The organism is Viridibacillus sp. NPDC096237, from assembly GCF_050278625.1.
Classification (GTDB): domain Bacteria; phylum Bacillota; class Bacilli; order Bacillales_A; family Planococcaceae; genus Viridibacillus.
Window position 1 is genome coordinate 24,220 of sequence record NZ_JBNNTI010000031.1, and the last position, 21,480, is coordinate 45,699.

Genomic DNA, 21,480 nt, shown 5'->3' on the forward strand with positions numbered 1-21,480 from the left:
TTCTATGGAGAAACGAAATGCGCGAATCGTCATTCTTGGAGGAGGAACTGGATTATCAACTCTTTTACGAGGTTTGAAAAAATTTCCGATTGATATAACAGCCATTGTGACGGTAGCGGATGATGGAGGAAGCTCTGGTAGATTAAGAGATGACTATGAAATACCGCCACCAGGTGATGTACGTAATGTCATTGCTGCACTATCTGGAGTTGAACCTCTGGTAGAGGAAATGTTCCAATATCGATTTTCAGCATCTGATGATTTAAGTGGTCATTCACTTGGGAATTTAATGTTAACTGCATTAACGGAGATAACTGGCGATTTTTCCCATGCGATACGGGAAATGAGCCGTGTATTAAATGTGCACGGTAAAGTATTGCCAGCAGCAAATCAAAGAATTACCCTTTTTGCTGAGCTAATTGATGGTACAATTGTAAAAGGTGAATCTAAAATTCCGACATTCAATACGGGCATCAAAAGGATCTTTTTGTCGCCTGAGGATGTGAAACCGCTACCAGAATCTGTAAGCGCAATCAAAAAAGCAGATATTATTATTATAGGTCCTGGAAGTTTATATACGAGTATTTTACCAAACCTGTTAGTAGATGATATCCATAAGGCCATTATTAGTGCTAAAGGAAAGAAAGTCTATATTTGCAATCTCATGACGCAAGCAGGGGAAACACAAAACTTCGCTGCATCGGACCATGTGCAAGCATTAAATGATCATGTAGGGCAACCTTTTATCGAAACGATTCTAATTAATAAAGAAGAGGTTCCTGCATCTGTACGAGCGGCTTATAAAGAAGAAGAAGCAGAACCGGTTTATTTTGATGTTGAAGCATTAGAAAAAATGGGCATCCAAGTCGTGAAAAAAGAAATTGCTACAATTCATGATGGTGTTGTACGACATAAAGCCTCAAAGGTTGCAGAATGGTTAGTTGAGTACGCACATTCTTTAAATAATGATATAAAAATGATATAAAATCCGTTATTTTATATAAATTATGATAGAGAGGGGGATTAATATGTCATTTGCTTCAGAAACAAAAAAAGAATTAACGCAAGTTGAAGCAGGCGATACAGGCTTAAAAGCAGAATTATCTGCCCTCATTCGAATGAATGGTTCTCTGTCATTTGCAAATCGTCAACTTAGTCTTGATATTCAAACTGAAAATGCAGCAATTGCACGAAGAATCTATACAGTTATGAAGAAGTTTTATAGTTATAGAGTGGAGCTCCTTGTTCGAAAGAAAATGCGTTTAAAGAAGAATAATGTTTATATCTGTCGTGTTAGAGAAGGCGCAAAAGAAATTTTGGAGGATTTAGAGATTGTCTCTGGAAATTTTTTGTTTAATCATACAATCGCAGATGATTTAGTCGATACAACAAATAATAAACGTTCATATTTAAGAGGTGCATTTTTAGCTGGTGGCTCCGTTAATAATCCAGAAACATCTGCGTATCACTTAGAAGTGTATTCGTTGTACAAAGAGCACGGTGAGGCACTTGCTGATTTAATGAATAAATTCGATCTAAATGCAAAAACAATCGAAAGAAAAAAAGGATTTGTCACATACTTAAAAGAGGCTGAGAAAATTTCAGACTTTTTAAGTTTAGTAGGTGCACATCAGGCCATGATGAAGTTTGAAGATGTGCGCATTGTACGTGACATGAGAAATAGTGTGAATCGACTTGTGAACTGTGAAACGGCCAACTTAAACAAAACGATTGGTGCAGCTGTGCGCCAAGTAGAAAATATCCGATATATTGATCATAGTATTGGTATTGATCAACTACCTGAGAAGCTTAGAGAGATTGCACGATTACGTGTGGAATATCAAGAAGTAACATTAAAAGAACTTGGTGAAATGGTATCAGCAGGTACCGTTAGTAAATCAGGTGTCAATCATCGCCTTCGTAAAATTGACGATATTGCTGAAGCATTACGTCGAGGCGAAGCAGTGAAGCTTTAATGGAATGAAAATGCACGGATCATGAATATATGAGTAATTAGTAGGAGGAGTAAAACGAATGGCAGAACAACAAGTAGAAGTAAAACTTAAATCAGGATTACAGGCAAGACAGGCAGCCTTGTTTGTACAAGAAGCAAATCGCTATTCTGCGGATGTATTTTTGACAAAAGATAATAAAAAAGTAAATGCGAAAAGTATTATGGGTATTATGAGTTTAGCTGTTGCAAAAGGATCTAATGTTATTTTAACTGCAGATGGTGCAGATGAAGCATTTGCATTAGAGGGCCTAGTAAAACTAATTCAATCTGAGGATTAAATGAATAAAATATAAAAACCGCTATTCTCATCTTGTGAGAATGGCGGTTTTTAGGTGATTATTTAATTTCGTTACGTTCAAAAATTTGATCGATTAAACCGTATTCTTTCGCACGTTCAGCTGTCATGAAGTTATCACGATCTGTGTCTCTTGCTAAAACTTCAATTGGTTGACCTGTACGTTCAGCTAAAATACCGTTTAGTTTTTCGCGAAGGAATAAAATGCGTTTTGCAGCAATTTCAATTTCAGTCGCCTGACCTTGTGCACCACCAAGTGGTTGGTGGATCATAACTTCGGCGTTTGGTAATGCGAAGCGTTTACCTTTCTCACCAGCAGCAAGTAAGAAAGCACCCATAGATGCAGCCATACCGATACAAATTGTTTGTACATTTGGTTTGATAAATTGCATAGTATCGTAGATTGCCATACCAGCTGTAATGCTACCACCAGGGCTGTTGATGTATAGAGAAATATCTTTCTCTGGATCTTCAGCTTCAAGGAATAGTAGTTGAGCAACAATTGCGTTTGCAACGTTGTCATCGATAGCACTACCTAATAAAATAATACGGTCTTTCAATAAGCGTGAGTAAATGTCATAAGCACGTTCACCGCGGTTTGTCTGTTCAATAACTGTAGGGATTAAGTTCATAAGAATATCCTCCTTAAAAGGTAAATTCAATTTTCCTGTATAAAAGCAATTTGCTTCTATTGCATCTTTATCATACACATTATGGTCAAGGAAGGTCAAATAATTCGAATCCAATATTCCAATGGTTGAATTGTTTTAGTTTCCTTTGTATAATAGTAAAGTCACAATTGATGAATTGCCCTCGTAGTGTAATGGATAACATATAAGATTCCGGTTCTTAGGCTGGGGGTTCGATTCCCTCCGAGGGCGTAATAAAAAGAGAGGTAAACCCTTACTACATAAGGTTTTACCTCGAACAAGGAAATAGAACGGGGCATAGAACTAGAACTAATTATACCCATTTTTTCCCTTGGTAAATCATCTTCTAATCAAAAAAATTGATTGGAGGATTTTTTTTATGAAAAAAATAAAGGGTTATTGAGCGTTGATGTTGATTTATCTCAGTTAATGCAACAAGGTAAAAATGAAAAGAAGCAGAAGGTAACAGAAAAGCCTACCAATAGTCGTATAAGTATCGAAAATGCAATGGAAACATTAAAATGCCAAATGGAAATAAATGAGTTTTGGGAGCGTGCATTCATCGATTACAATTATATGATGGGAATTTTGAGAGAAAGAAAGCTAAGAAAAGAGGTGGAAATCAAGTGTATATAAAATTACAGAGGATGGACAGGCATGAGATTGAAGAATTGATTCCATTTAAATTTGCTGGTGAATTAGATTATAGTTATTTTGTAAATATTGTACATGAAAATTCGGTAACGGAAGAACTATTGGAATTAATTTCAAAAAAATTGGAGATTAATAGGGCTTATTTTTATATGCAGATTGATCATATGATGGAAGATAATATTATTGAGTATTGTAAAGTGAAAAAGATAGACCTTAATTTTCTTCAAAAAGTAGGTAATTATAAATTTGCACAAATATTAATTAAAGATGTAAAAACTTTTTTACAAATGTTTCACATTGTAAATATTTTAACTGTAAATATGGAGAATATTACTTTATTTTCAACAGAAGCGAATTTAAAAATTTCGACTAATCAAAGAAATAAAGGTTTTTTTAAAGCTTTCCCTATAGAATTAGAACTAACAGAAACAACAACAATTCTTGTACCAGATGATACCAATTCCTTCTTCACTTTTTATTCTAATGAAGCAAAATTTAGCCCCGAATCATTAAAATTAATATTCCTGGAGAGAATGATTGATATATACTAATTTTATTCCTACAATAAATAATTTAATGATGATAAAATTTAGTGAAAAAGTTCTGACGTAGTAAACTAGGGAAGAGAAGCGACGAAGCGCACAAATTAAAGTGCGCTTTTTCTTTTCCAGTCCATGTTCTAGGGATAGCAATCGTCGTCCAGACGACAGCGTTACACAGGATATTACTATTATGACGAAACGAAGAACTACTATTTACAAGCACGTTATTATAATCCAGTAGGAAATATTGATCCTAACGGTCTGTTGGATGTTAGAACAAGAGATTTGGTGGCTGGGGTAAATGTGGCAGTATCTTTAATGCCATATTTAGGGCCACTTCAAAAAGCAATGAAATCAGGCGCTAGAAAAACCGTGAAAAAATTGATGGATAAAAGTAAAGTAGTCGATAAACTTACAAGAGCAGTTTATATGCATTAGTTAAATTGAAAGTTAAAACAAAAAAGCAAGAGATATATCTAAAGGTGTTGCTAGTGTGATAAATGCTGCTGTTGGATATTCTATTGGACAAGCTGTTGTTTATATATTGAAAAAGAAATTTAAAACAAAATATAAAAAAGTTAAATCATGGTACTTCTTTGGAAAAAGAAAAATTATGAATATATAAGATATTCAAAGAAGTAAAAGTTTATACAAAAACACTCTAATGATATTTGAGTGATCTTACTGGTTTTTAAATTAAATTAAACAATTTAGTTGATGTGTAGTTTTATAAAAAAACTGATTATTTATAACAAAGTTTGATTAAAACAGCTTCTGTGGATATCATGTCCATAAGAGTCCATAAGAGGTTCTTACAATTAAAGAAAGTTAATAAGGAGGGATTAGAAGGCTAAAAAAGCGTTCGAAATCATATGAAGGGAAATTTAAAGAGGGTTATGGTCAAGGAAGCGGAATTGATTATAATATGAATATATTAAATTCTATTGATTGGAAGATTAAAAGATGAGAAATTTTATAGACCTTTGGTTAGGATTAGCATGTTGGATATTAGTATTAGTACCGACGTTTAGTGATGGCATTATGAATAGTAAAATTTATTTAATATTGTGTAAATCAATTCTCGTATTATATGTTGTGTGCATCGTGTCGTATGGTTTTTGGGGCGAAGCCCAAGACATTTTTATATTCATATTGTTCCACATTTTTTTACTTTGTGTGATGATTAGCCTTTTCTTTTTATTAAAGGCATTTCATGAAAAAGCAAATAAGAAAAAAGTTATTGCACTTTCTTTAATATGCGGCTTATTTACGGTAGTGTTAATTTTAACTCCATGAAATTAAAAATTCTATTATGTGAGATTAAATAAAAACAAGTTTCTTTCACAGGTTTCTTAAAATCTTGTAATCAATCTTTATTATAAAAACTATCATTATCAAAAAACAAACCCACACATTTTGATCAATCTTTGTTCAAAATATGTGGGTTTCTTCTATACGAATCAACGTGGTGATGTGTTAAGTGCTCGTGACAGTGAAGATAAAGAAGCTGGTTCATATCAATATGATGAGTATGGAAATGTATTATCTGTGGAGGGTGATGTCGCAAATATTTTAAACGAAGGAAGTGATAATCATGTGGGAAAGTCCATATATAGGTATTCCATTTCTTTTACTACCTATAAGTTTACTGTTTTTTGGAACACGACGAAAAACAAGAGAAAGTTATTATAACGATCCTAAATGGGAACCGTTTAGGAGAATTACTCCGTTTTCTACTAAAGTGAATTTTTATCTTTGGGCAATTTTTATCTTTGCAGGTTCGATTTTCATGCTGTATGCTATGATATCTAAAATTCTTTTTGATTTTGGTTGGATCAACTAAAACATTATAAATCAGACGTGCATTACATTATGGCTGCATTCTTACCAAGTAATGTCTATATAAAAACATCAGCAAAATATAAGGTGGTATGGTAATGGAAATATCATTAAATGATTTTTTAGTTGGAGACGGTTTTTCATATATCTTTAAATCTGGTAAGAGAGGGATGATTAATTTTTATTTTTTTATTGATTCAGATGAAGAGGATTTAACTACGAGTTATAGCCAAAGCTTAAATGAATTTTTTAAAAAATTAAATAAGTATCCGATTTATTTGCATGGAATTAGTGGTTCGAAGGAAATTAATATTTCGAAAGGAGCAAAAACATCAAAAGTTGCTCCTAGAAATTTTTATCATTTAGTAGAAATTAATAATATTGAAGAGCTCACAAATTATTTCCCTAAAGCCTATTTGGACTCATTTAACAATGAAAGTATTTTGTTTTCTACTGAGAAAGAAATAGAAATGGATTTTACGAGTGACATTGGTTTAGCCAGATTTATTTTGGATTATACAACAACATGTAAAGATAGATATTATCTTTGGGTAGGCCATGATGGAATAGGTTTTGACTTCGTTTCGAATTTTTCTGATTATCCATACAATAAAGTTCCGATTACAAGTGATGAGGATTAAACGAAAACGTATCAATTTATTATTAATCGCTACGGTGATGTATTAAGCATTCGTGATGCAGAAGATAATGAAGTCAGCTTATATATATATGATGCGTACGAGAATATTTTAGCGGTTGAAGGTACAATTTCGATGGACTCCCTTTTGCTATTGATGGAGAGGTATTACATGCTATTAACTTTGGCGATATATATTTACCTAATATAAATAATTATGTAAATACAGTGGAAATTTGTTGAGAGTTTAACAGAATATGCTTTATATTTTTGTATTGAAATTGACTTAATCGATACAGATGATTTCAGAAAGAAATGTTCAGAATCTAATATAGATATTGTTACTTTAATTACTTTATTTTCAAATGACTCGATAAACTTTTGGTTATTGACTATTAATGAAGCTTCTAAATTACTTGCGATCATCGCAGATTTAATTATATTAAGTAGTGCAAGTAAAATAGTCATGTGGTCTACAAATACAAATAGCTTCAAAATTGAGAATAGACAATGGGGAAATTCCATGAAAAAAGCTACAATAACAGTCTATTTTAAAGAACAAACTAGTATATTTTTTATAGGAAATGATGTAAATGAAATTATCGTTTTATCAAATGAAAATAAATTTTCTTCTTTCGATAAGTTCACCCAATGCTTACCAAAATTCATAATACCTATTTTAGTTGAATACAGTTAATAATTAATAGCGGACTTTTCTTTTAATTTAAAGACACTCGACAATTGTACTTGGCAAAATTTTAAAATGGAATACAAGTTAACACAAAATCATAAAAACCAAAGTATAAAAAAATAACAAAAGACATTCAGGATGTGAGGATTCTGAATATCTTTCGTTGAAAAACTGAGTCGCTTTTATATTAAAAAGCGACTTTTTGTGTCCAACTAATTACTGTTTAATGTGTCTAAGCTGTTGTTCTGGCGTAAAAAAAGCCATAACAGATTAGAAATTTCTTGAGCTTCTGCAGCATGTATAGTGCTTTTAAAACTACTGTTAAAGGGCAATACTATTGCTTCAATGATATAAAATGGGATGTTTTCTTCTTGTAATGCTTTTATTAGGCAAGTTGTATATTCTTTACCAGCTTGTAAATTATCTTCAATAAGACCTTTTGAAAATCCACCTAGCTGTTCAGTCAAATATTCTTTCGTTACATGTTTATGTTTGAAATTTTGATGTAAGTACTTTGCTAAATCGCATCCTAGGAAATATTCACCCTTTTCGATTTGAGCAGGTAAAATGGCGTCTAGTTGGTTGATGGCGTATTTTACTACTTGTACTGTGTCTATTGCATCTTCACGCGTTATCTTCCAAAGATGTACCATGTGTTGAATCATCCCGAATGTTAGAATGGCAGCATCGTAACAGTGTGGCTTTGATGCTTCGCCATAAACATCTACAATACGCATTGAAAGCCAATTTAACTCATTCAAATGGAACCTCATCATGACTTTTTTGAGTTCAGGGTCACCAGAGTGGAAAATCGATTCAAAAATGGGTATTAAATTTTGATCACGGTTCACTTGCATCAATACAGCTATTTGTTTAGCTAACAGGTCTTTATCTTTTGGGTCTTGCCCTATAAGCATTTCATGTTTGCGAACATCTGCCTCCTCGCGACCTTTAGCTAATATAGCGATTAAACATTCGTTTTTTGAAGAAAAATAATTATAGAAAGTACCTTTAGAAATATGCGATTCATCTAGAATGTCTTGAATGGATGTATTTTGAAAACCTTTTTCGACGAAAAGCTTTTGAGAGGCAACGATAACTTGACGTTTACGATTGTTCATAAATTCACCTGTTTTTCAATTAGTGTACTATCATTCTAACTTGTAAACGCTTTAATATCAATGTTTATAAAATGATAATAATTTTTAGTTGAAAAATTTGTACCGTGAGTATAAAATGAATCAAGTAAACTTCTATATACGAAATATAATGAAAGTAGAGTGGATAGATTATGAATAGTAACGAATTACAGAAAAAGCCACCTTACGCAATGATAGTAATCTTGTTTATAGGTGCTTTTGTTTCTTTTCTTAACAACACATTATTAAATGTGGCATTACCAACGATTATGAAGGAGTTTGAGGTAGGGCCTTCTCAAGTTCAATGGTTATCAACAGGTTATATGCTTGTCGGTGGGATTTTAGTTCCAGCAAGTGCTTTCTTTATCACTCGATTTAAAAACCGTCATTTATTTATTACATCAATGACTTTATTTTCTATAGGTACAGCATTAGCTATCTTAGCTCCTGAATTCTGGGTACTTATTGCAGCTCGTATGATTCAAGCAGCAGGTGCAGCTGTATTAGGACCTTTATTAATGAATGTCATGTTAACAAGTTTTCCAATTGAAAAACGTGGATCTGTTATGGGGATCTTTGGTCTAGTAATGATTTCTGCTCCAGCTATCGGACCAACATTATCAGGCTGGATTGTAGAGCACTATGACTGGCGTATGTTATTTGAAATCATCTTGCCTTTCGCAATTTTTGTATTATTACTAGCGATCTTTAAGTTAGGGAATGTTATGGAGACAAGAAAAGTAAATCTAGATGTCTTATCTTTAATCTTGTCCACAATTGGATTTGGTTCTTTACTTTATGGCTTCAGTTCAGCTGGAGACAAAGGTTGGGATAGTCCAATCGTCTACGGCACAATTATTGTCGGTGTCTTAGGTGTTTGTGCATTTGTTATTAGACAGCTACGCTTAGAACAACCATTACTAGATGTTAGAATCTACAAGCACCCGATGTTTGCGCTATCTTCAGCGATTTCAATTGCCGTTTCAATGGCAATGTTCTCGGGAATGATTATTACACCTATTTATGTTCAATCAGTTCGTGGTATCTCACCATTAGATGCTGGATTATTAATGTTACCAGGTGCACTTGTGATGGGTATTATGTCACCAATTACAGGTAAACTATTTGATAAATTCGGTCCTAAAGCATTGGCTCTTATTGGATTAATGATTACGACTCTTGCGACATTTGAGTTAACAAAGTTAACTGCTGATACAAGTTATGGTTATTTAATGTTTGCATACACAATTCGTATGTTTGGTATGTCAATGGTTATGATGCCAATTATGACAAATGGTTTAAACCAATTACCAATGAAGATGAATCCGCATGGTACTGCCACGAATAATACCTTACAACAAGTTTCTGGTGCGATTGGTTCAGCTGTATTAATCACAATTATGACTAAACATACAGCAACTCGTGCAAAAGAACTTGGTTTAGAAATGAAAGAAAAAATGGCTTCAGCTGCGCAATCTGGTAAAGTACCAAGTGCAACAGAGATTGCTCAAATGAAAGCGCAAATTGGTGAACAAGCGTTGATTGATGGTATTAACTTCTCATTCTTAGTAGCGATGGGTGTTACGATCGTCGCTCTTATCTTAGCGTTATTTGTTAAACGTGTTCCGGTTAGTGGGAATTCAATGAAACCAACAGAAAACACGCAAGACCAAAAGGAAGAGATTAAAGCTTAAATAATTGAAAAAAGAAAACGCCTAATCATGATGTGGGGTCATGATTGGGCGTTTTTTGTTATTGTAAACGGGAGTTTGGGGCGGGGGCAAAGGCGTCTAACAATGCCTGCATATCTTTACCATCTAATTGTGGTACTTGATAATATTTATGTTTGTTTTGATAAAGGGATAATTCGTAAGCCATTTCGATGCAGTTCGGTATTGAGTCTGCTAGCACACGTCTTACGACTGGGTTAGTTACTTCGACGGCAGTCATTGCTTTGCCTGCGGCAAGTTGTTTATGCCCACCTAGTAAGTAACCTGAAATCATTTCGTCATTTAGCTCAGAAGCATTGGTCATTGGTTTTTTTGGTTGAGATGGTTCTAGACCATAGATGAAATCATGGCTAAGTTTCATCTGATAACTCCCTGTAGGATGTGATGGGTCACGTCCTGTTCTAAATGATTCAACTGTAATGTTGTACTCATCTAAGCTGAAATTGTACTGGCGGTCCAAAATATCGAGTAATTCTGGGTCTTGTACGTGTGGACGCAAAAGTACAGCTTGATTAAGCATAGCAACAGACTCTGATAATATTTCTTTCATATCTAAAACTTCATGTCCACCATGATTCATCATCGCAGATTGTGGTTGATACATATTACCCTGTTGTGGTGTTTGTCCAAATTGGTTATTAGTCAATTGTTTGGCCTCCTTAATGAAATAGCGTTTTACCGCAACAGTAGTATGGATTTAATGCAAAACATTATACGATGAAAATGAAACATCTAAATGTTTGGAACGTATAATAAGTCGTATGTTTTTTCATTAGGAAGTAAGGTAAGAATGATTTAAAAAAAGAATGTTAAAAAATAAGGAGGTTATTCATTTGAAAAAGTTGGTCACACCATTAATAATAATAGCCGTAATTATTGGTGTTTTAGCGATGATGATTGTGCCACGCTACAACAATTTAGTAAATGCAGATGAGCAAGTAGATTCGAAGTTTGCTCAAATTGAAAATCAATTACAAAGACGTTTAGATTTAATACCTAATTTAGTGAATACTGTAAAGGGGTATGCAAATCATGAGAAAGAGATTATGACGAGCATCGCTGACTCACGATCAAAATTAGCTGGAGCAAATACACCGCAAGATAAAGCTATTGCAAATGATGAATTAACAGGAGCATTGAATCGATTATTGGTCGTTGTTGAGAAATATCCTGATTTAAAAGCTGATGCGAATTTCCGCCAATTGATGGATGAACTATCTGGAACGGAAAATCGTATTGCTGTTGCACGTGAAGATTATAATGAAGAAGTAAAAGGCTATAATAAAATAAGAAGATCATTTCCTGGTAATCTTATTGCAGGAATGTTCAATTTTGAAAAAAAAGAATACTTTAAAGCAAATCCAAATGCCAATGATGCTCCGGCAGTAGATTTTGGCGGAAATGATTCAAAATGAAAAAAGTCAATCTTGTGCTAGGTATATTATTTACTTGGACGCTTTTTTTTATAACTTCTGTAACGACTCAAGCGGCAACTTTGCCAAAGCCTGAGCAGGATGGTTACGTGCAGGATTTTGCACATGTTGTATCAAATGACACAAAGGAAGAATTGAATGAGCTATCCAAAAAGTTAGAGATTGCAACTGGTGCACAAATTTATATTCTAACCGTAGATACTTTAGGAGGTATGGATGCCGCCACATACGGTACGAAAATTGTGCGTTCATGGGGAATTGGAAGCAAAGAAAAAAATAATGGTGTTCTTATTTTAGCAAGCTTTGGTGAAGCTGAAGGTGATCGTGATTTACATATTACTGTTGGTCAAGGTCTTGAAGGCGCTTTGCCTGATGCTAAAATTGGACGAATTTTAGATGAATATATGGTGCCGAATTTAAGGGCTGAGAATTATGATGCTGCTTTTAGTTCGGCATATAAGGTTATATACAATATAGTTGCAGAGGAATATAACTGGAATGGGACAGTAGATAATCCTGTAAAATCTGAAGAAGATGGTTTATCGCCACTAACGATTATCATCATCGTTATCCTTTTTTTAATCATATACAGCATATTTTCAAAAGGCGGTGGCGGATCTGGTGGTTCACGAGGTCGCCGAAGAGGTATGTATGATTATGGTGGAGGCTGGGGGAGTTTTAATTCCAGTGGTCGAAGTAAATCCAGTGGAGGAAGTTTTGGTGGATTCAATGGTGGCGGAGGTTCATCTGCTGGCGGGGGAGCAGGACGTAAATGGTAGAGGAGGCGGTTTCGTAAAATTTACGGAACCGTTTTTTAGTAAATGTGTTTTTCTTTTGGCATGCTCAGCGCAAAAACTTTATAATTGAGGTGGGGGTGTGAAGAAATGTCATTTCGCTTCGAGCAATCGCAAACACAAATTCAAAAACTAGCGCTAACGCAAGAAATGCGACAATCATTAGATTTACTGCAATATTCTTCTGAAGAACTGCACGCTTTTCTACAAGAAAAACAAGTGGAAAATCCCTTTTTAAAAATAAAAGTAAAACCATCAAAGAATCAACCAACTAAAGATTGGGTAGAATGGACAGCGTCAACAGGAACAGATTCAATTCAAAGTTCTATTATGGATCAGTTATTAAATCAAACCTTATCTCCTGAATGTAAAAGAGCCATCTCTTGGTTGATTAATGATTTTGATGATTTTGGCTTCTTAACAAGTACCGATGAAGAATATTCTAAGTGGATAGATCTGGATATTCTAACGATACAACAAGCAAGACAATACATATTACAATGTGAACCAATTGGCATTGGCGCATACTCAATGTCACATTGTTTACTATTACAAGCAGAAAAAAGGCGGATGGATGAAGTCGTTTGTAATATTTTGTCCAGTTATTATACATTATTTATAGAAAAAAGGTGGAAAGAGCTAGCGCGCATATCTAAATATTCTTTAAAGCAAATCCAACAAGCAGCTGATGCAATTAGTACGTTGAATCCATCTCCTATTGATTATTTAAGAACATCAAAAACAGAATATATTAATTCAGAAGCAGATGTTTTTATGGAAAATGGTAAACTGTTGATTCGATATGCAAAAGAAGCATTCCCTTCTGTCGAGTTAGATGAAGAGTATGTTAAGCAAATCCAGGTGGATCAAGAATCACTTGCATATATCAATATAATGAAGGAACAGGTACGTATTATAGATAAGCAATTATTGCAAAGAAAAGAAACGTTGCGCCTAGTTATTCAAGAAATTGTTAAAAAGCAATCAGCATTTTTTTCAAAAGGTTATGACGCTATTGTTCCTTTTACAATGACAGAACTAGCTACAAAATTAGAATTACACGAGTCGACGATTAGTAGGACAATTAAAGATAAATATATCCATTCTGCATTGGGTACTTTGCCATTACGGAGGTTTTTTTCACAGCGTTCAACGATGATAAAAGACGAAGATATTTCTGTAGATCATGTTAAAACTCAATTACAACAATTAATTCAAACTGAAGATAAAACAAAACCGTTATCTGATCAAGCATTAAAAATTTTGCTCGATCAGCAAGGTTTAGTATTATCAAGACGAGTCATAGCGAAATATCGGGAGCAATTGGGCATACTTGCTTCAACGAAACGAAAAAGATTTGAGTAATGAGGTGAATAAATGAACATTAAATATTATGGTCGTCCAGGTTGTGGGCTTTGTGAAGAAGGAATAGTACTGTTAAAGCTAGTACAAGAAGATGTTCCTTTTATAATAGAAGAAATTAATATTGAAACGGATGATTTATTGCATGAGCGCTTCATGTTAATGATCCCGGTCGTTGAAAAGAACGGGGAAATTATTCAATACGGTGCACTGGATTATGTGACTTTGTTAGAGGGGTTAGCTGGTTAAGAGGGAGAGTCACCCTCTTTTTCTATATTCTAATAAATGTAAATAGATGAATTACAGTTCAATTATTAGTTGCGAAATTTGAAAAGCAAATGTATACTGAATGCAGGAAATAAATTTTTTTACCCCTAGTGGGACAAAAATGAAACTAGTGGGACGAAAAATAACCCACGACTGATGGAGGACGCAATAATATGTATACATTATCGGAAGCGCAATTAAAATTACTACCCGAAATGTCTGACATCCTTCAAATCAGATATCGACTACTTCAAACGATTCAGATGATGGGTCCGATTGGCCGTAGAGCATTAGCAGAGCAACTATCAGTAACTGAGCGTGAAGTACGTAAGGAAACTGATTTATTAAATGAGCAAGGATTGATAATTACCAGCCGTTCAGGTATGAGTATTTCGGATAGTGGGTATCATGTACTCAGTAAACTAAAGTCTCTCGTACATGAATGGTCAGGAATATCGTCATTGGAAACTAGACTCACAAGACATTTTAATATTCAAAGAGTAATCATTGTACCGGGCAATAACGATTTTGAGCCTTCTGTCAAAATTTTAATGGGTGCGGAAGCTGCAAATGAGCTAGAACGTCTAGCAAATACTAAGAAAACCGTAGCTGTCACCGGAGGAAGTACAATTAGCGCAATTGCTGAAAGTTTGACTCCAACAAATAAACTTTCACAACTACAGTTTATAGCAGCTAGGGGTGGCATTGGTGAAGAAATGCAACTACAAGCAAATACCATTGCATCCGTTTTTGCTAGTAAAACAGGTGGTAGTTATCGTACGTTGTATTTACCGGAATATTTAAGTGAAAATGCTTATTCTACAATGATGAAAGAACCTATTGTGAGAGAAATGATAGATCTATATGAACAGACTGATATTGTTTTACATGGTATCGGTTCTGCAGAGGAAATGGCCGTTCGCAGAAAATCATCAACTGAAGATTTACAAGCGCTACAAAGTTTTGGAGCAGTCGGTGAAGCATTTGGTTATTATTTTGATGAAACGGGTAAGGCAGTACATAGAATTCGTACTGTTGGTATCCAGCTGGAACAAGTTCATAAATGCCCTTCCATTTTAGCGGTGGCAGGAGGAACTTCGAAGGCTAAGGCAATTCTCTCGTATATTAAAAACCCTGCTGAGCAAACTATTCTTATAACAGATTTAGGTGCGGCAGAAGAAATGATTCGATTACTTAAGTAATTACAAACAAATGGAGGAATATAACATGACTTTAAAATTAGCGATTAACGGATTTGGACGTATTGGACGATTAGTATTTCGAAATGCAGTACAGCATGAGAATATTGAGGTAGTAGCAGTAAACGATTTAACAGACGCAGCAATGTTAGCTCATTTGTTAAAATATGATTCCGTACACGGTATTTTAGATGCAGAAGTATCTTCTGAAGGCGAATATCTAATTGTTAATGGTAAGAGAGTACGTGTTTATGCTGAAAAAGATCCAGCAGTTTTACCTTGGAAAGAACTTGGAGTCGATATTGTCATCGAGTCTACAGGACATTTTGTTAAAACAGAACTAGCAAGTAAACACCTTGAAGCAGGTGCTAAAAAGGTAATTGTTTCAGCACCAGGTAAAGGTAATATGCCGACATTTGTTATGGGTGTGAATCATAAAGAATACAATTCTACAGAGCATGATGTTGTTTCAAATGCATCTTGTACTACAAACTGTTTAGCACCAGTAGCGAAAGTATTAGATGAGAAATTTGGTATTAAACGTGGCATGATGACTACAATTCACTCATATACAAATGACCAACGTATTTTAGACTTACCACATTCTGATTATCGTCGTGCACGTGCAGCTGGCGAATCAATGATTCCGACAACTACAGGTGCTGCAGTAGCAGTAGCAAAAGTTTTACCGAATTTAAAAGGCAAACTAGACGGGATGGCAGTACGTGTGCCAACACCTAATGTATCTTTAGTAGACTTAGTAGCTGAATTAGACAAATCGGTATCAGTAGAAGAGATCAATGCTGTGCTAAAAGACGCTTCAGAAAACGAACTAAAAGGTATTTTACATTACACAGATTTACCACTAGTTTCAATTGATTATAATGGTAATAAAGCATCATCAACAATCGATAGCTTATCAACAATGGTCCTTGAAGATAACCTAGTAAAAGTACTTTCTTGGTACGACAATGAATCAGGATATTCTGCTCGTTGTATCGACCTAGCGCTTTACATGTACGATCAAGGTTTGTAATAGAAAAACCATAGCCTTTATGAACCCGAGCGTTTATAATGTATTAGGGTAAAAGGAGAAGGGATTACTCTTCTCCTTCTTTTATTACTACGAAGAGAAAGCGCTTGCTTACTAGTAGTATTGGAACAAGCTTTTCGAATATTGTCGAAAGGCCTGTTTTATTATAGAAAATTATTAATACGATGCTTATTTCGCAAAGTTAAAAAAGCAATATAAACAATTGGAGGAGGCTCTCTTCATGTATCAGAAGAAGACGATGAATGATGTAGAAGTAAACGGAAAGCGCGTATTTGTACGCGTAGATTTTAATGTACCTATGGAAGATGGTAAAATCACCGACGACACTCGTATCAGAGCAGCACTTCCCACAATTTCTAGCTTAGTTGAAAAAGGTGCTAAAGTAATTTTAGCAAGTCATCTTGGACGTCCAAAAGGTAAAGTGAAAGAAGAGTTACGTTTAACAGCAGTAGGTAAACACCTAGCTGAATTACTAGGACAACCTATAACAAAATTAGACGAATCCATCGGTGAAACGGTTGAAAAAGTAGTAGCAAACATGAAAAACGGTGATGTTGTATTACTTGAAAACGTTCGTTTCCATGCTGGCGAAGAAAAAAATGATGCTGACCTTGCAGCAAGCTTTGCTAAATTAGCAGATGTTTATGTAAACGATGCATTTGGAGCAGCTCACCGTGCACACGCAACGACAGCGGGCATTGCTGAATATATCCCAGCTGTTTCAGGTCTATTAATGGAGAAAGAGCTTGATGTATTAGGCAAAGCTTTATCGACTCCAGAACGTCCATTCACAGCGATTATTGGTGGCGCGAAAGTAAAAGACAAGATTGGCGTAATCGAAAATCTTCTAGATAAAGTAGATCACTTAATCATTGGTGGCGGTCTATCATACACGTTTTCTAAAGCGCAAGGCTATGATATTGGCCAATCTTTATTAGAGGAAGATAAAATTGAATTAGCGAAATCTTTTATTGAAAAAGCGCAAGCTAAAGGTGTGAATTTGCATATGCCTGTTGATGTTACTGTTGCAGATACTTTTTCTAAAGATGCTAATACAAAAGTTGTTGATATCGATCAAATTCCTTCTGATTGGATGGGGCTTGATATTGGACCTAAAACAACTGCAGAATATGCAGATGTTATTAAAAACTCTAAGTTAGTCATTTGGAATGGACCAATGGGTGTATTTGAAATGGATGCTTTTGCTAACGGAACAAAAGGTGTTGCACAAGCAATGGCAGAAACTGATGCCTACACTATCATTGGCGGAGGCGATTCAGCCGCTGCAGTCGAAAAATTCCATGTAGCAGATAAGATGAACCACATCTCAACAGGTGGCGGTGCATCCCTTGAATTTATGGAAGGCAAAGCTTTACCAGGCGTTGTCGCACTAAACGATAAATAGTAATGGAGGGTATTCACATGCGTAAACCAATTATTGTAGGTAACTGGAAAATGTATAAGCACTTAAATGAAGCAGTAGAATTCGTAAAAGCGGTAAAGTCATCAATCCCAAACAAAGCTCAAGTTGACTCAGTCATCTGTGCTCCAGCATTATTTTTGCCAACACTTGTAGAACAAGCTAAAGGCTCTAATTTAGCAATTGGTGCACAAACAATGCACTTTGAAAAAGAAGGTGCCTTTACAGGTGAAGTAAGTCCTTCTCAACTAGCGGACATCGCTGTTTCATATGTAGTATTAGGTCACTCAGAACGTCGTGAGTATTTTAACGAAACAGATGAAGCAGTCAATAAAAAAGCACATGCTGCTTTTGACTATAACTTAATCCCAATCGTATGTGTTGGTGAAACTTTAGAAGAGCGCGAAGCTGGAAATACAGTTGCAAAAGTAGATGGTCAAGTACGTGCAGCGCTTCAAGGGTTATCAACAGAGCAAGTACAACAATCTGTTATTGCTTACGAACCTATTTGGGCAATCGGTACAGGTAAAACAGCAACTGCAGAAGATGCAAATGAAGTTTGTGGAGCGATTCGTGCCACTGTGGAAGAAATTGCAGGTGCAGAAGCTGCTGCAGCGATTCGCATTCAGTATGGTGGAAGTGTAAAACCTGAAAATATTGTTGAATTATTGACAATGGAGCACATTGACGGGGCTCTTGTCGGTGGAGCAAGCCTACAATCAGATTCATATTTAAAACTCTTGGAGGCGGGCGCAAATGCCTAAAAAACCAGTAGCACTTATTATCTTAGACGGATTAGGTTTACGTAATGAAGTGTTCGGAAATGCCGTAGCTCAAGCGAAAAAACCAACATTTGATCGTCTATGGAATACGTATCCTCATTCAACACTGCTCGCTTCAGGTGAAGCAGTAGGCCTGCCAGATGGACAAATGGGTAACTCAGAGGTAGGTCACTTGAATATTGGTGCTGGACGTATTGTGTATCAAAGTTTAACGAGAATTCAAAAGTCTATTAAAGATGGTGACTTCTTCGAAAATGATGCATTAGTGCAAGCAGTAAAATATGCAAAAGAGAATAATACAAAATTACATTTGATGGGTTTACTTTCTGATGGCGGTGTACATAGTCATTATGAGCACTTATTCGCTCTATTAACACTAGCTAAGAAATATGGTTTAGATGAAGTTTATATACATGGTTTCTTAGATGGTCGTGATGTCGCACCAAAATCAGCTGTTTCTTATATTGAAGAAACTGAAAAACAAATTGCTGAAATTGGTGTAGGGAAATTCGCATCAATTAGTGGGCGTTATTATGCAATGGATCGCGACAATCGTTGGGACCGTATTGAAAAAGTGTACGATGCACTTGTCGATGCTAAAGGTGAAGAAGCAACTTCTGCAAAATCAGGCGTACAAAACTCATATGCAAAAGATATTACAGATGAATTTGTTGTACCGTTTGTAGTAAAAGAAGACGGCAAACCTGTAGCAACAATCGATTCAAATGATGCGGTTATTTTCTTTAACTTCCGTCCTGATCGAGCAATTGAACTTTCAAAAGTCTTTACGAATCCTGCATTTAATAGCTTTGAATTAAGCAAAAAACACCCTACAAATATCAAATATGTAACGTTCAAGCATTATAGTGATGAAGTAACTGCTGAGGTTGCGTTTGAAAACGACAACTTAGTAAATACTATCGGCGAAGTATTAGCGAATGAAGGATTAACTCAACTGCGCATTGCTGAAACTGAGAAATATCCTCATGTTACATTCTTTATGAGTGGTGGACGTGAAGAGAAATTTGCAGGAGAAGAGCGTATTTTGATTAACTCACCTAAAGTAGCAACATATGATTTGAAACCTGAAATGAGCGCTTATGAAGTAACAGACGCACTGTTAGAAGCAATTGAATCTGATACGTTTGATGGTATCATTTTAAACTTTGCAAATCCAGATATGGTTGGACATAGCGGTATGCTAGAACCAACGATTAAAGCAATTGAAGTCGTTGATGAGTGTCTAGGTAAAATTGTAGATGCTATCATTGCAAAAGGTGGAGCAGCAATTGTAACAGCAGATCATGGTAATTCTGATGAGGTTACTACTCTAGAAGGACAACCGATGACAGCTCATACAACGAATCCTGTACCGGTAATCGTCACAAAAGAAAATATCGTTTTACAAAATGGTGGAATTTTAGCCGATTTGGCTCCAACCATGTTAAAATTACTTGGAGTGGAACAACCACTTGAAATGACAGGAAAACCATTATTTTAAAACTGAGGAGAGTTAAAACAATGCCAATTATTACAGACGTACAAGCTCGTGAAGTATTAGATTCACGCGGTAACCCAACAGTAGAAGTAGAAGTATTCACAGAAAGCGGTGCATTTGGTCGTGCAATCGTACCATCTGGTGCATCTACAGGGGAATATGAAGCAGTAGAATTGCGCGATGGCGATAAAGGTCGCTACCTTGGAAAAGGTGTTTTAAAAGCAGTTGATAATGTAAACAACGTCATTGCACCTGAGTTAATCGGTCACTATGCTGTGCTTGATCAAGTATCAATTGATAACAGCATGATCGAATTAGATGGCACTGAAAACAAAGGTAAACTTGGAGCAAATGCTATTCTTGGAGTATCTTTAGCAGTTGCACATGCAGCAGCAGACTATTTAGGAGTTCCTCTTTATCAATATATCGGTGGAGTAAATGCTAAACAATTACCAGTACCGATGATGAACATTGTAAATGGTGGCGAACACGCTGATAACAACGTAGATATTCAAGAATTTATGGTAATGCCTGTAGGCGCTGAATCTTTCCGCCACGCATTACGTATGGGTACTGAAATCTTCCACAGCTTAAAAGCTGTATTAAAAGAATCTGGACATAATACTGCAGTTGGTGATGAAGGTGGCTTTGCGCCAAACCTTTCTTCTAACGAGGAAGCACTTTCTACAATTATGACAGCAATTGAACGTGCTGGATACAAACCAGGCGAAGAAGTATTCTTAGCAATGGACGTTGCATCTTCTGAACTTTACAGTAAAGAAGACGGTAAATACCATTTAGATGGTGAAGGCGTTGTGAAAACTTCTGAAGAAATGGTTGCTTGGTACGAAGAGATGACTACTAAATATCCAATCATCTCAATTGAAGATGGCTTAGATGAGAACGACTGGGCTGGTCATAAATTATTAACAGAACGTATTGGTAATAAAGTACAACTTGTTGGTGATGACTTATTTGTAACAAATACAAATAAATTATCTCGTGGTATCGAAGAAGGCGTTGGAAACTCAATCCTAATTAAAGTAAACCAAATCGGTACTTTAACTGAAACTTTAGATGCTATTGAAATGGCTAAACAAGCAGGCTACACAGCTGTTATCTCTCACCGCTCAGGTGAATCTGAAGATGCAACAATTGCTGATATCGCGGTAGCTGTAAATGCTGGCCAAATCAAAACAGGTGCACCTTCACGTACTGACCGCGTTGCGAAATATAACCAATTACTTCGCATCGAAGATCAACTACACACTACAGCAAGATATAATGGCTTAAAATCTTTCTACAACTTAAATAAATAAGTTAGAAAATTTACTTAAGCTCTGAATAACGTAGAGCTATTTCACTGTCGTAAAAAGGACGGTAGAAATAGCTCTATTTTTTCAATTGGTAGTCGTCAAAATTGTGTGGAAATGTTAGAATAAAACTTAAGAGCTAGTCTATATAAAGACTACATAGCATG

At 35.4% G+C, this 21,480-nt stretch carries 24 protein-coding genes and 1 tRNA gene; 22 read left to right on the top strand and 3 right to left on the bottom strand.

Annotated features, from left to right (window positions below):
- Positions 1 to 4: 4 nt before the first annotated feature.
- Genes ACQKMD_RS15740 through ACQKMD_RS15750 form a run of 3 tightly spaced genes read left to right on the top strand, consistent with a single transcriptional unit; the run spans position 5 to position 2,292 of the window.
- A complete protein-coding gene (locus ACQKMD_RS15740; protein ID WP_427753089.1) occupies positions 5 to 985 on the top strand; it encodes a gluconeogenesis factor YvcK family protein in 981 nt (326 codons plus the stop codon).
- 43 nt (positions 986 to 1,028) lie between these two features.
- The gene (gene whiA / locus ACQKMD_RS15745; protein WP_427753090.1) at positions 1,029 to 1,976 is read left to right on the top strand and encodes a DNA-binding protein WhiA; all 948 of its coding nucleotides are present in this window, start codon (positions 1,029 to 1,031) and stop codon (positions 1,974 to 1,976) included.
- Positions 1,977 to 2,034: 58 nt separating this feature from the next.
- Entirely contained in the window at positions 2,035 to 2,292 is a 258-nt protein-coding gene (locus tag ACQKMD_RS15750; protein ID WP_427753091.1) for an HPr family phosphocarrier protein, read from the top strand.
- A gap of 58 nt (positions 2,293 to 2,350) precedes the next feature.
- Here the strand turns inward: ACQKMD_RS15750 and clpP are convergent, their stop codons facing one another.
- On the bottom strand, positions 2,351 to 2,941 hold the full coding sequence (clpP, locus tag ACQKMD_RS15755) for an ATP-dependent Clp endopeptidase proteolytic subunit ClpP (RefSeq protein ID WP_427753092.1): 591 nt from the start codon (positions 2,939 to 2,941) through the stop codon (positions 2,351 to 2,353).
- A gap of 177 nt (positions 2,942 to 3,118) precedes the next feature.
- On the opposite strand from clpP, the gene ACQKMD_RS15760 reads away from it, so the two are divergent.
- The 8 genes from ACQKMD_RS15760 to ACQKMD_RS15795 all read left to right on the top strand — a co-directional run bounded on the left by ACQKMD_RS15760 (position 3,119) and on the right by ACQKMD_RS15795 (position 7,328).
- Positions 3,119 to 3,190, top strand: a tRNA-Arg gene (locus ACQKMD_RS15760).
- Positions 3,191 to 3,358: 168 nt separating this feature from the next.
- Positions 3,359 to 3,595, top strand: coding sequence for a hypothetical protein (locus tag ACQKMD_RS15765; protein WP_427753093.1), 237 nt, complete (start codon positions 3,359 to 3,361; stop codon positions 3,593 to 3,595).
- Positions 3,586 to 4,164, top strand: coding sequence for a hypothetical protein (locus ACQKMD_RS15770; protein WP_427753094.1), 579 nt, complete (start codon positions 3,586 to 3,588; stop codon positions 4,162 to 4,164). The genes ACQKMD_RS15765 and ACQKMD_RS15770 overlap by 10 nt, the downstream gene beginning before the upstream one ends.
- Before the next feature lie 294 nt (positions 4,165 to 4,458).
- Positions 4,459 to 4,593, top strand: coding sequence for a hypothetical protein (locus ACQKMD_RS15775; RefSeq protein WP_427753095.1), 135 nt, complete (start codon positions 4,459 to 4,461; stop codon positions 4,591 to 4,593).
- Between the two features lie 55 nt (positions 4,594 to 4,648).
- Positions 4,649 to 4,780: a hypothetical protein gene (locus ACQKMD_RS15780; protein ID WP_427753096.1), complete on the top strand. Its 132-nt coding sequence runs from the start codon at positions 4,649 to 4,651 to the stop codon at positions 4,778 to 4,780.
- A 338-nt stretch (positions 4,781 to 5,118) separates the two neighbouring features.
- Positions 5,119 to 5,451 (top strand): hypothetical protein, encoded by a 333-nt coding sequence (locus ACQKMD_RS15785; protein WP_427753097.1) that lies wholly within the window; start codon positions 5,119 to 5,121, stop codon positions 5,449 to 5,451.
- A 641-nt stretch (positions 5,452 to 6,092) separates the two neighbouring features.
- Positions 6,093 to 6,635 carry a hypothetical protein gene (locus ACQKMD_RS15790; protein ID WP_427753098.1) on the top strand — a complete coding sequence of 181 codons (543 nt, stop codon included), beginning with the start codon at positions 6,093 to 6,095 and terminating at the stop codon, positions 6,633 to 6,635.
- A 519-nt stretch (positions 6,636 to 7,154) separates the two neighbouring features.
- The gene (locus ACQKMD_RS15795; protein ID WP_427753099.1) at positions 7,155 to 7,328 is read left to right on the top strand and encodes a hypothetical protein; all 174 of its coding nucleotides are present in this window, start codon (positions 7,155 to 7,157) and stop codon (positions 7,326 to 7,328) included.
- A gap of 206 nt (positions 7,329 to 7,534) precedes the next feature.
- Here ACQKMD_RS15795 and ACQKMD_RS15800 read toward each other — a convergent pair whose 3' ends face one another.
- Positions 7,535 to 8,443: a TetR/AcrR family transcriptional regulator gene (locus ACQKMD_RS15800; protein WP_427753100.1), complete on the bottom strand. Its 909-nt coding sequence runs from the start codon at positions 8,441 to 8,443 to the stop codon at positions 7,535 to 7,537.
- Positions 8,444 to 8,613: 170 nt separating this feature from the next.
- Between ACQKMD_RS15800 and ACQKMD_RS15805 the strand changes: the two genes are divergently transcribed.
- Positions 8,614 to 10,155, top strand: coding sequence for a DHA2 family efflux MFS transporter permease subunit (locus tag ACQKMD_RS15805; protein WP_427753101.1), 1,542 nt, complete (start codon positions 8,614 to 8,616; stop codon positions 10,153 to 10,155).
- Positions 10,156 to 10,213: 58 nt separating this feature from the next.
- Here ACQKMD_RS15805 and ACQKMD_RS15810 read toward each other — a convergent pair whose 3' ends face one another.
- Entirely contained in the window at positions 10,214 to 10,837 is a 624-nt protein-coding gene (locus ACQKMD_RS15810; RefSeq protein ID WP_427753102.1) for a spore coat protein, read from the bottom strand.
- A 187-nt stretch (positions 10,838 to 11,024) separates the two neighbouring features.
- On the opposite strand from ACQKMD_RS15810, the gene ACQKMD_RS15815 reads away from it, so the two are divergent.
- The 10 genes from ACQKMD_RS15815 to eno all read left to right on the top strand — a co-directional run bounded on the left by ACQKMD_RS15815 (position 11,025) and on the right by eno (position 21,319).
- The gene (locus ACQKMD_RS15815) at positions 11,025 to 11,606 is read left to right on the top strand and encodes a LemA family protein (protein ID WP_427753103.1); all 582 of its coding nucleotides are present in this window, start codon (positions 11,025 to 11,027) and stop codon (positions 11,604 to 11,606) included.
- On the top strand, positions 11,603 to 12,403 hold the full coding sequence (locus ACQKMD_RS15820; RefSeq protein WP_427753104.1) for a TPM domain-containing protein: 801 nt from the start codon (positions 11,603 to 11,605) through the stop codon (positions 12,401 to 12,403). Before ACQKMD_RS15815 ends, ACQKMD_RS15820 begins: the two co-directional genes overlap by 4 nt.
- A gap of 105 nt (positions 12,404 to 12,508) precedes the next feature.
- Positions 12,509 to 13,783 carry an RNA polymerase factor sigma-54 gene (gene rpoN, locus ACQKMD_RS15825; protein ID WP_427753105.1) on the top strand — a complete coding sequence of 425 codons (1,275 nt, stop codon included), beginning with the start codon at positions 12,509 to 12,511 and terminating at the stop codon, positions 13,781 to 13,783.
- A gap of 12 nt (positions 13,784 to 13,795) precedes the next feature.
- Positions 13,796 to 14,029, top strand: coding sequence for a glutaredoxin family protein (locus tag ACQKMD_RS15830; protein WP_427753106.1), 234 nt, complete (start codon positions 13,796 to 13,798; stop codon positions 14,027 to 14,029).
- A 191-nt stretch (positions 14,030 to 14,220) separates the two neighbouring features.
- Positions 14,221 to 15,249 carry a sugar-binding transcriptional regulator gene (locus ACQKMD_RS15835; protein WP_427753107.1) on the top strand — a complete coding sequence of 343 codons (1,029 nt, stop codon included), beginning with the start codon at positions 14,221 to 14,223 and terminating at the stop codon, positions 15,247 to 15,249.
- A gap of 25 nt (positions 15,250 to 15,274) precedes the next feature.
- On the top strand, positions 15,275 to 16,282 hold the full coding sequence (gene gap / locus ACQKMD_RS15840) for a type I glyceraldehyde-3-phosphate dehydrogenase (RefSeq protein WP_427753108.1): 1,008 nt from the start codon (positions 15,275 to 15,277) through the stop codon (positions 16,280 to 16,282).
- Positions 16,283 to 16,520: 238 nt separating this feature from the next.
- The gene (locus tag ACQKMD_RS15845; RefSeq protein ID WP_427753109.1) at positions 16,521 to 17,705 is read left to right on the top strand and encodes a phosphoglycerate kinase; all 1,185 of its coding nucleotides are present in this window, start codon (positions 16,521 to 16,523) and stop codon (positions 17,703 to 17,705) included.
- A 17-nt stretch (positions 17,706 to 17,722) separates the two neighbouring features.
- Positions 17,723 to 18,484: a triose-phosphate isomerase gene (tpiA, locus tag ACQKMD_RS15850; protein WP_427753110.1), complete on the top strand. Its 762-nt coding sequence runs from the start codon at positions 17,723 to 17,725 to the stop codon at positions 18,482 to 18,484.
- Positions 18,477 to 20,003, top strand: coding sequence for a 2,3-bisphosphoglycerate-independent phosphoglycerate mutase (gene gpmI / locus ACQKMD_RS15855; protein WP_427753112.1), 1,527 nt, complete (start codon positions 18,477 to 18,479; stop codon positions 20,001 to 20,003). Before tpiA ends, gpmI begins: the two co-directional genes overlap by 8 nt.
- Before the next feature lie 20 nt (positions 20,004 to 20,023).
- Positions 20,024 to 21,319 (top strand): phosphopyruvate hydratase, encoded by a 1,296-nt coding sequence (gene eno, locus ACQKMD_RS15860; protein WP_427753114.1) that lies wholly within the window; start codon positions 20,024 to 20,026, stop codon positions 21,317 to 21,319.
- Positions 21,320 to 21,480: the final 161 nt, after the last annotated feature.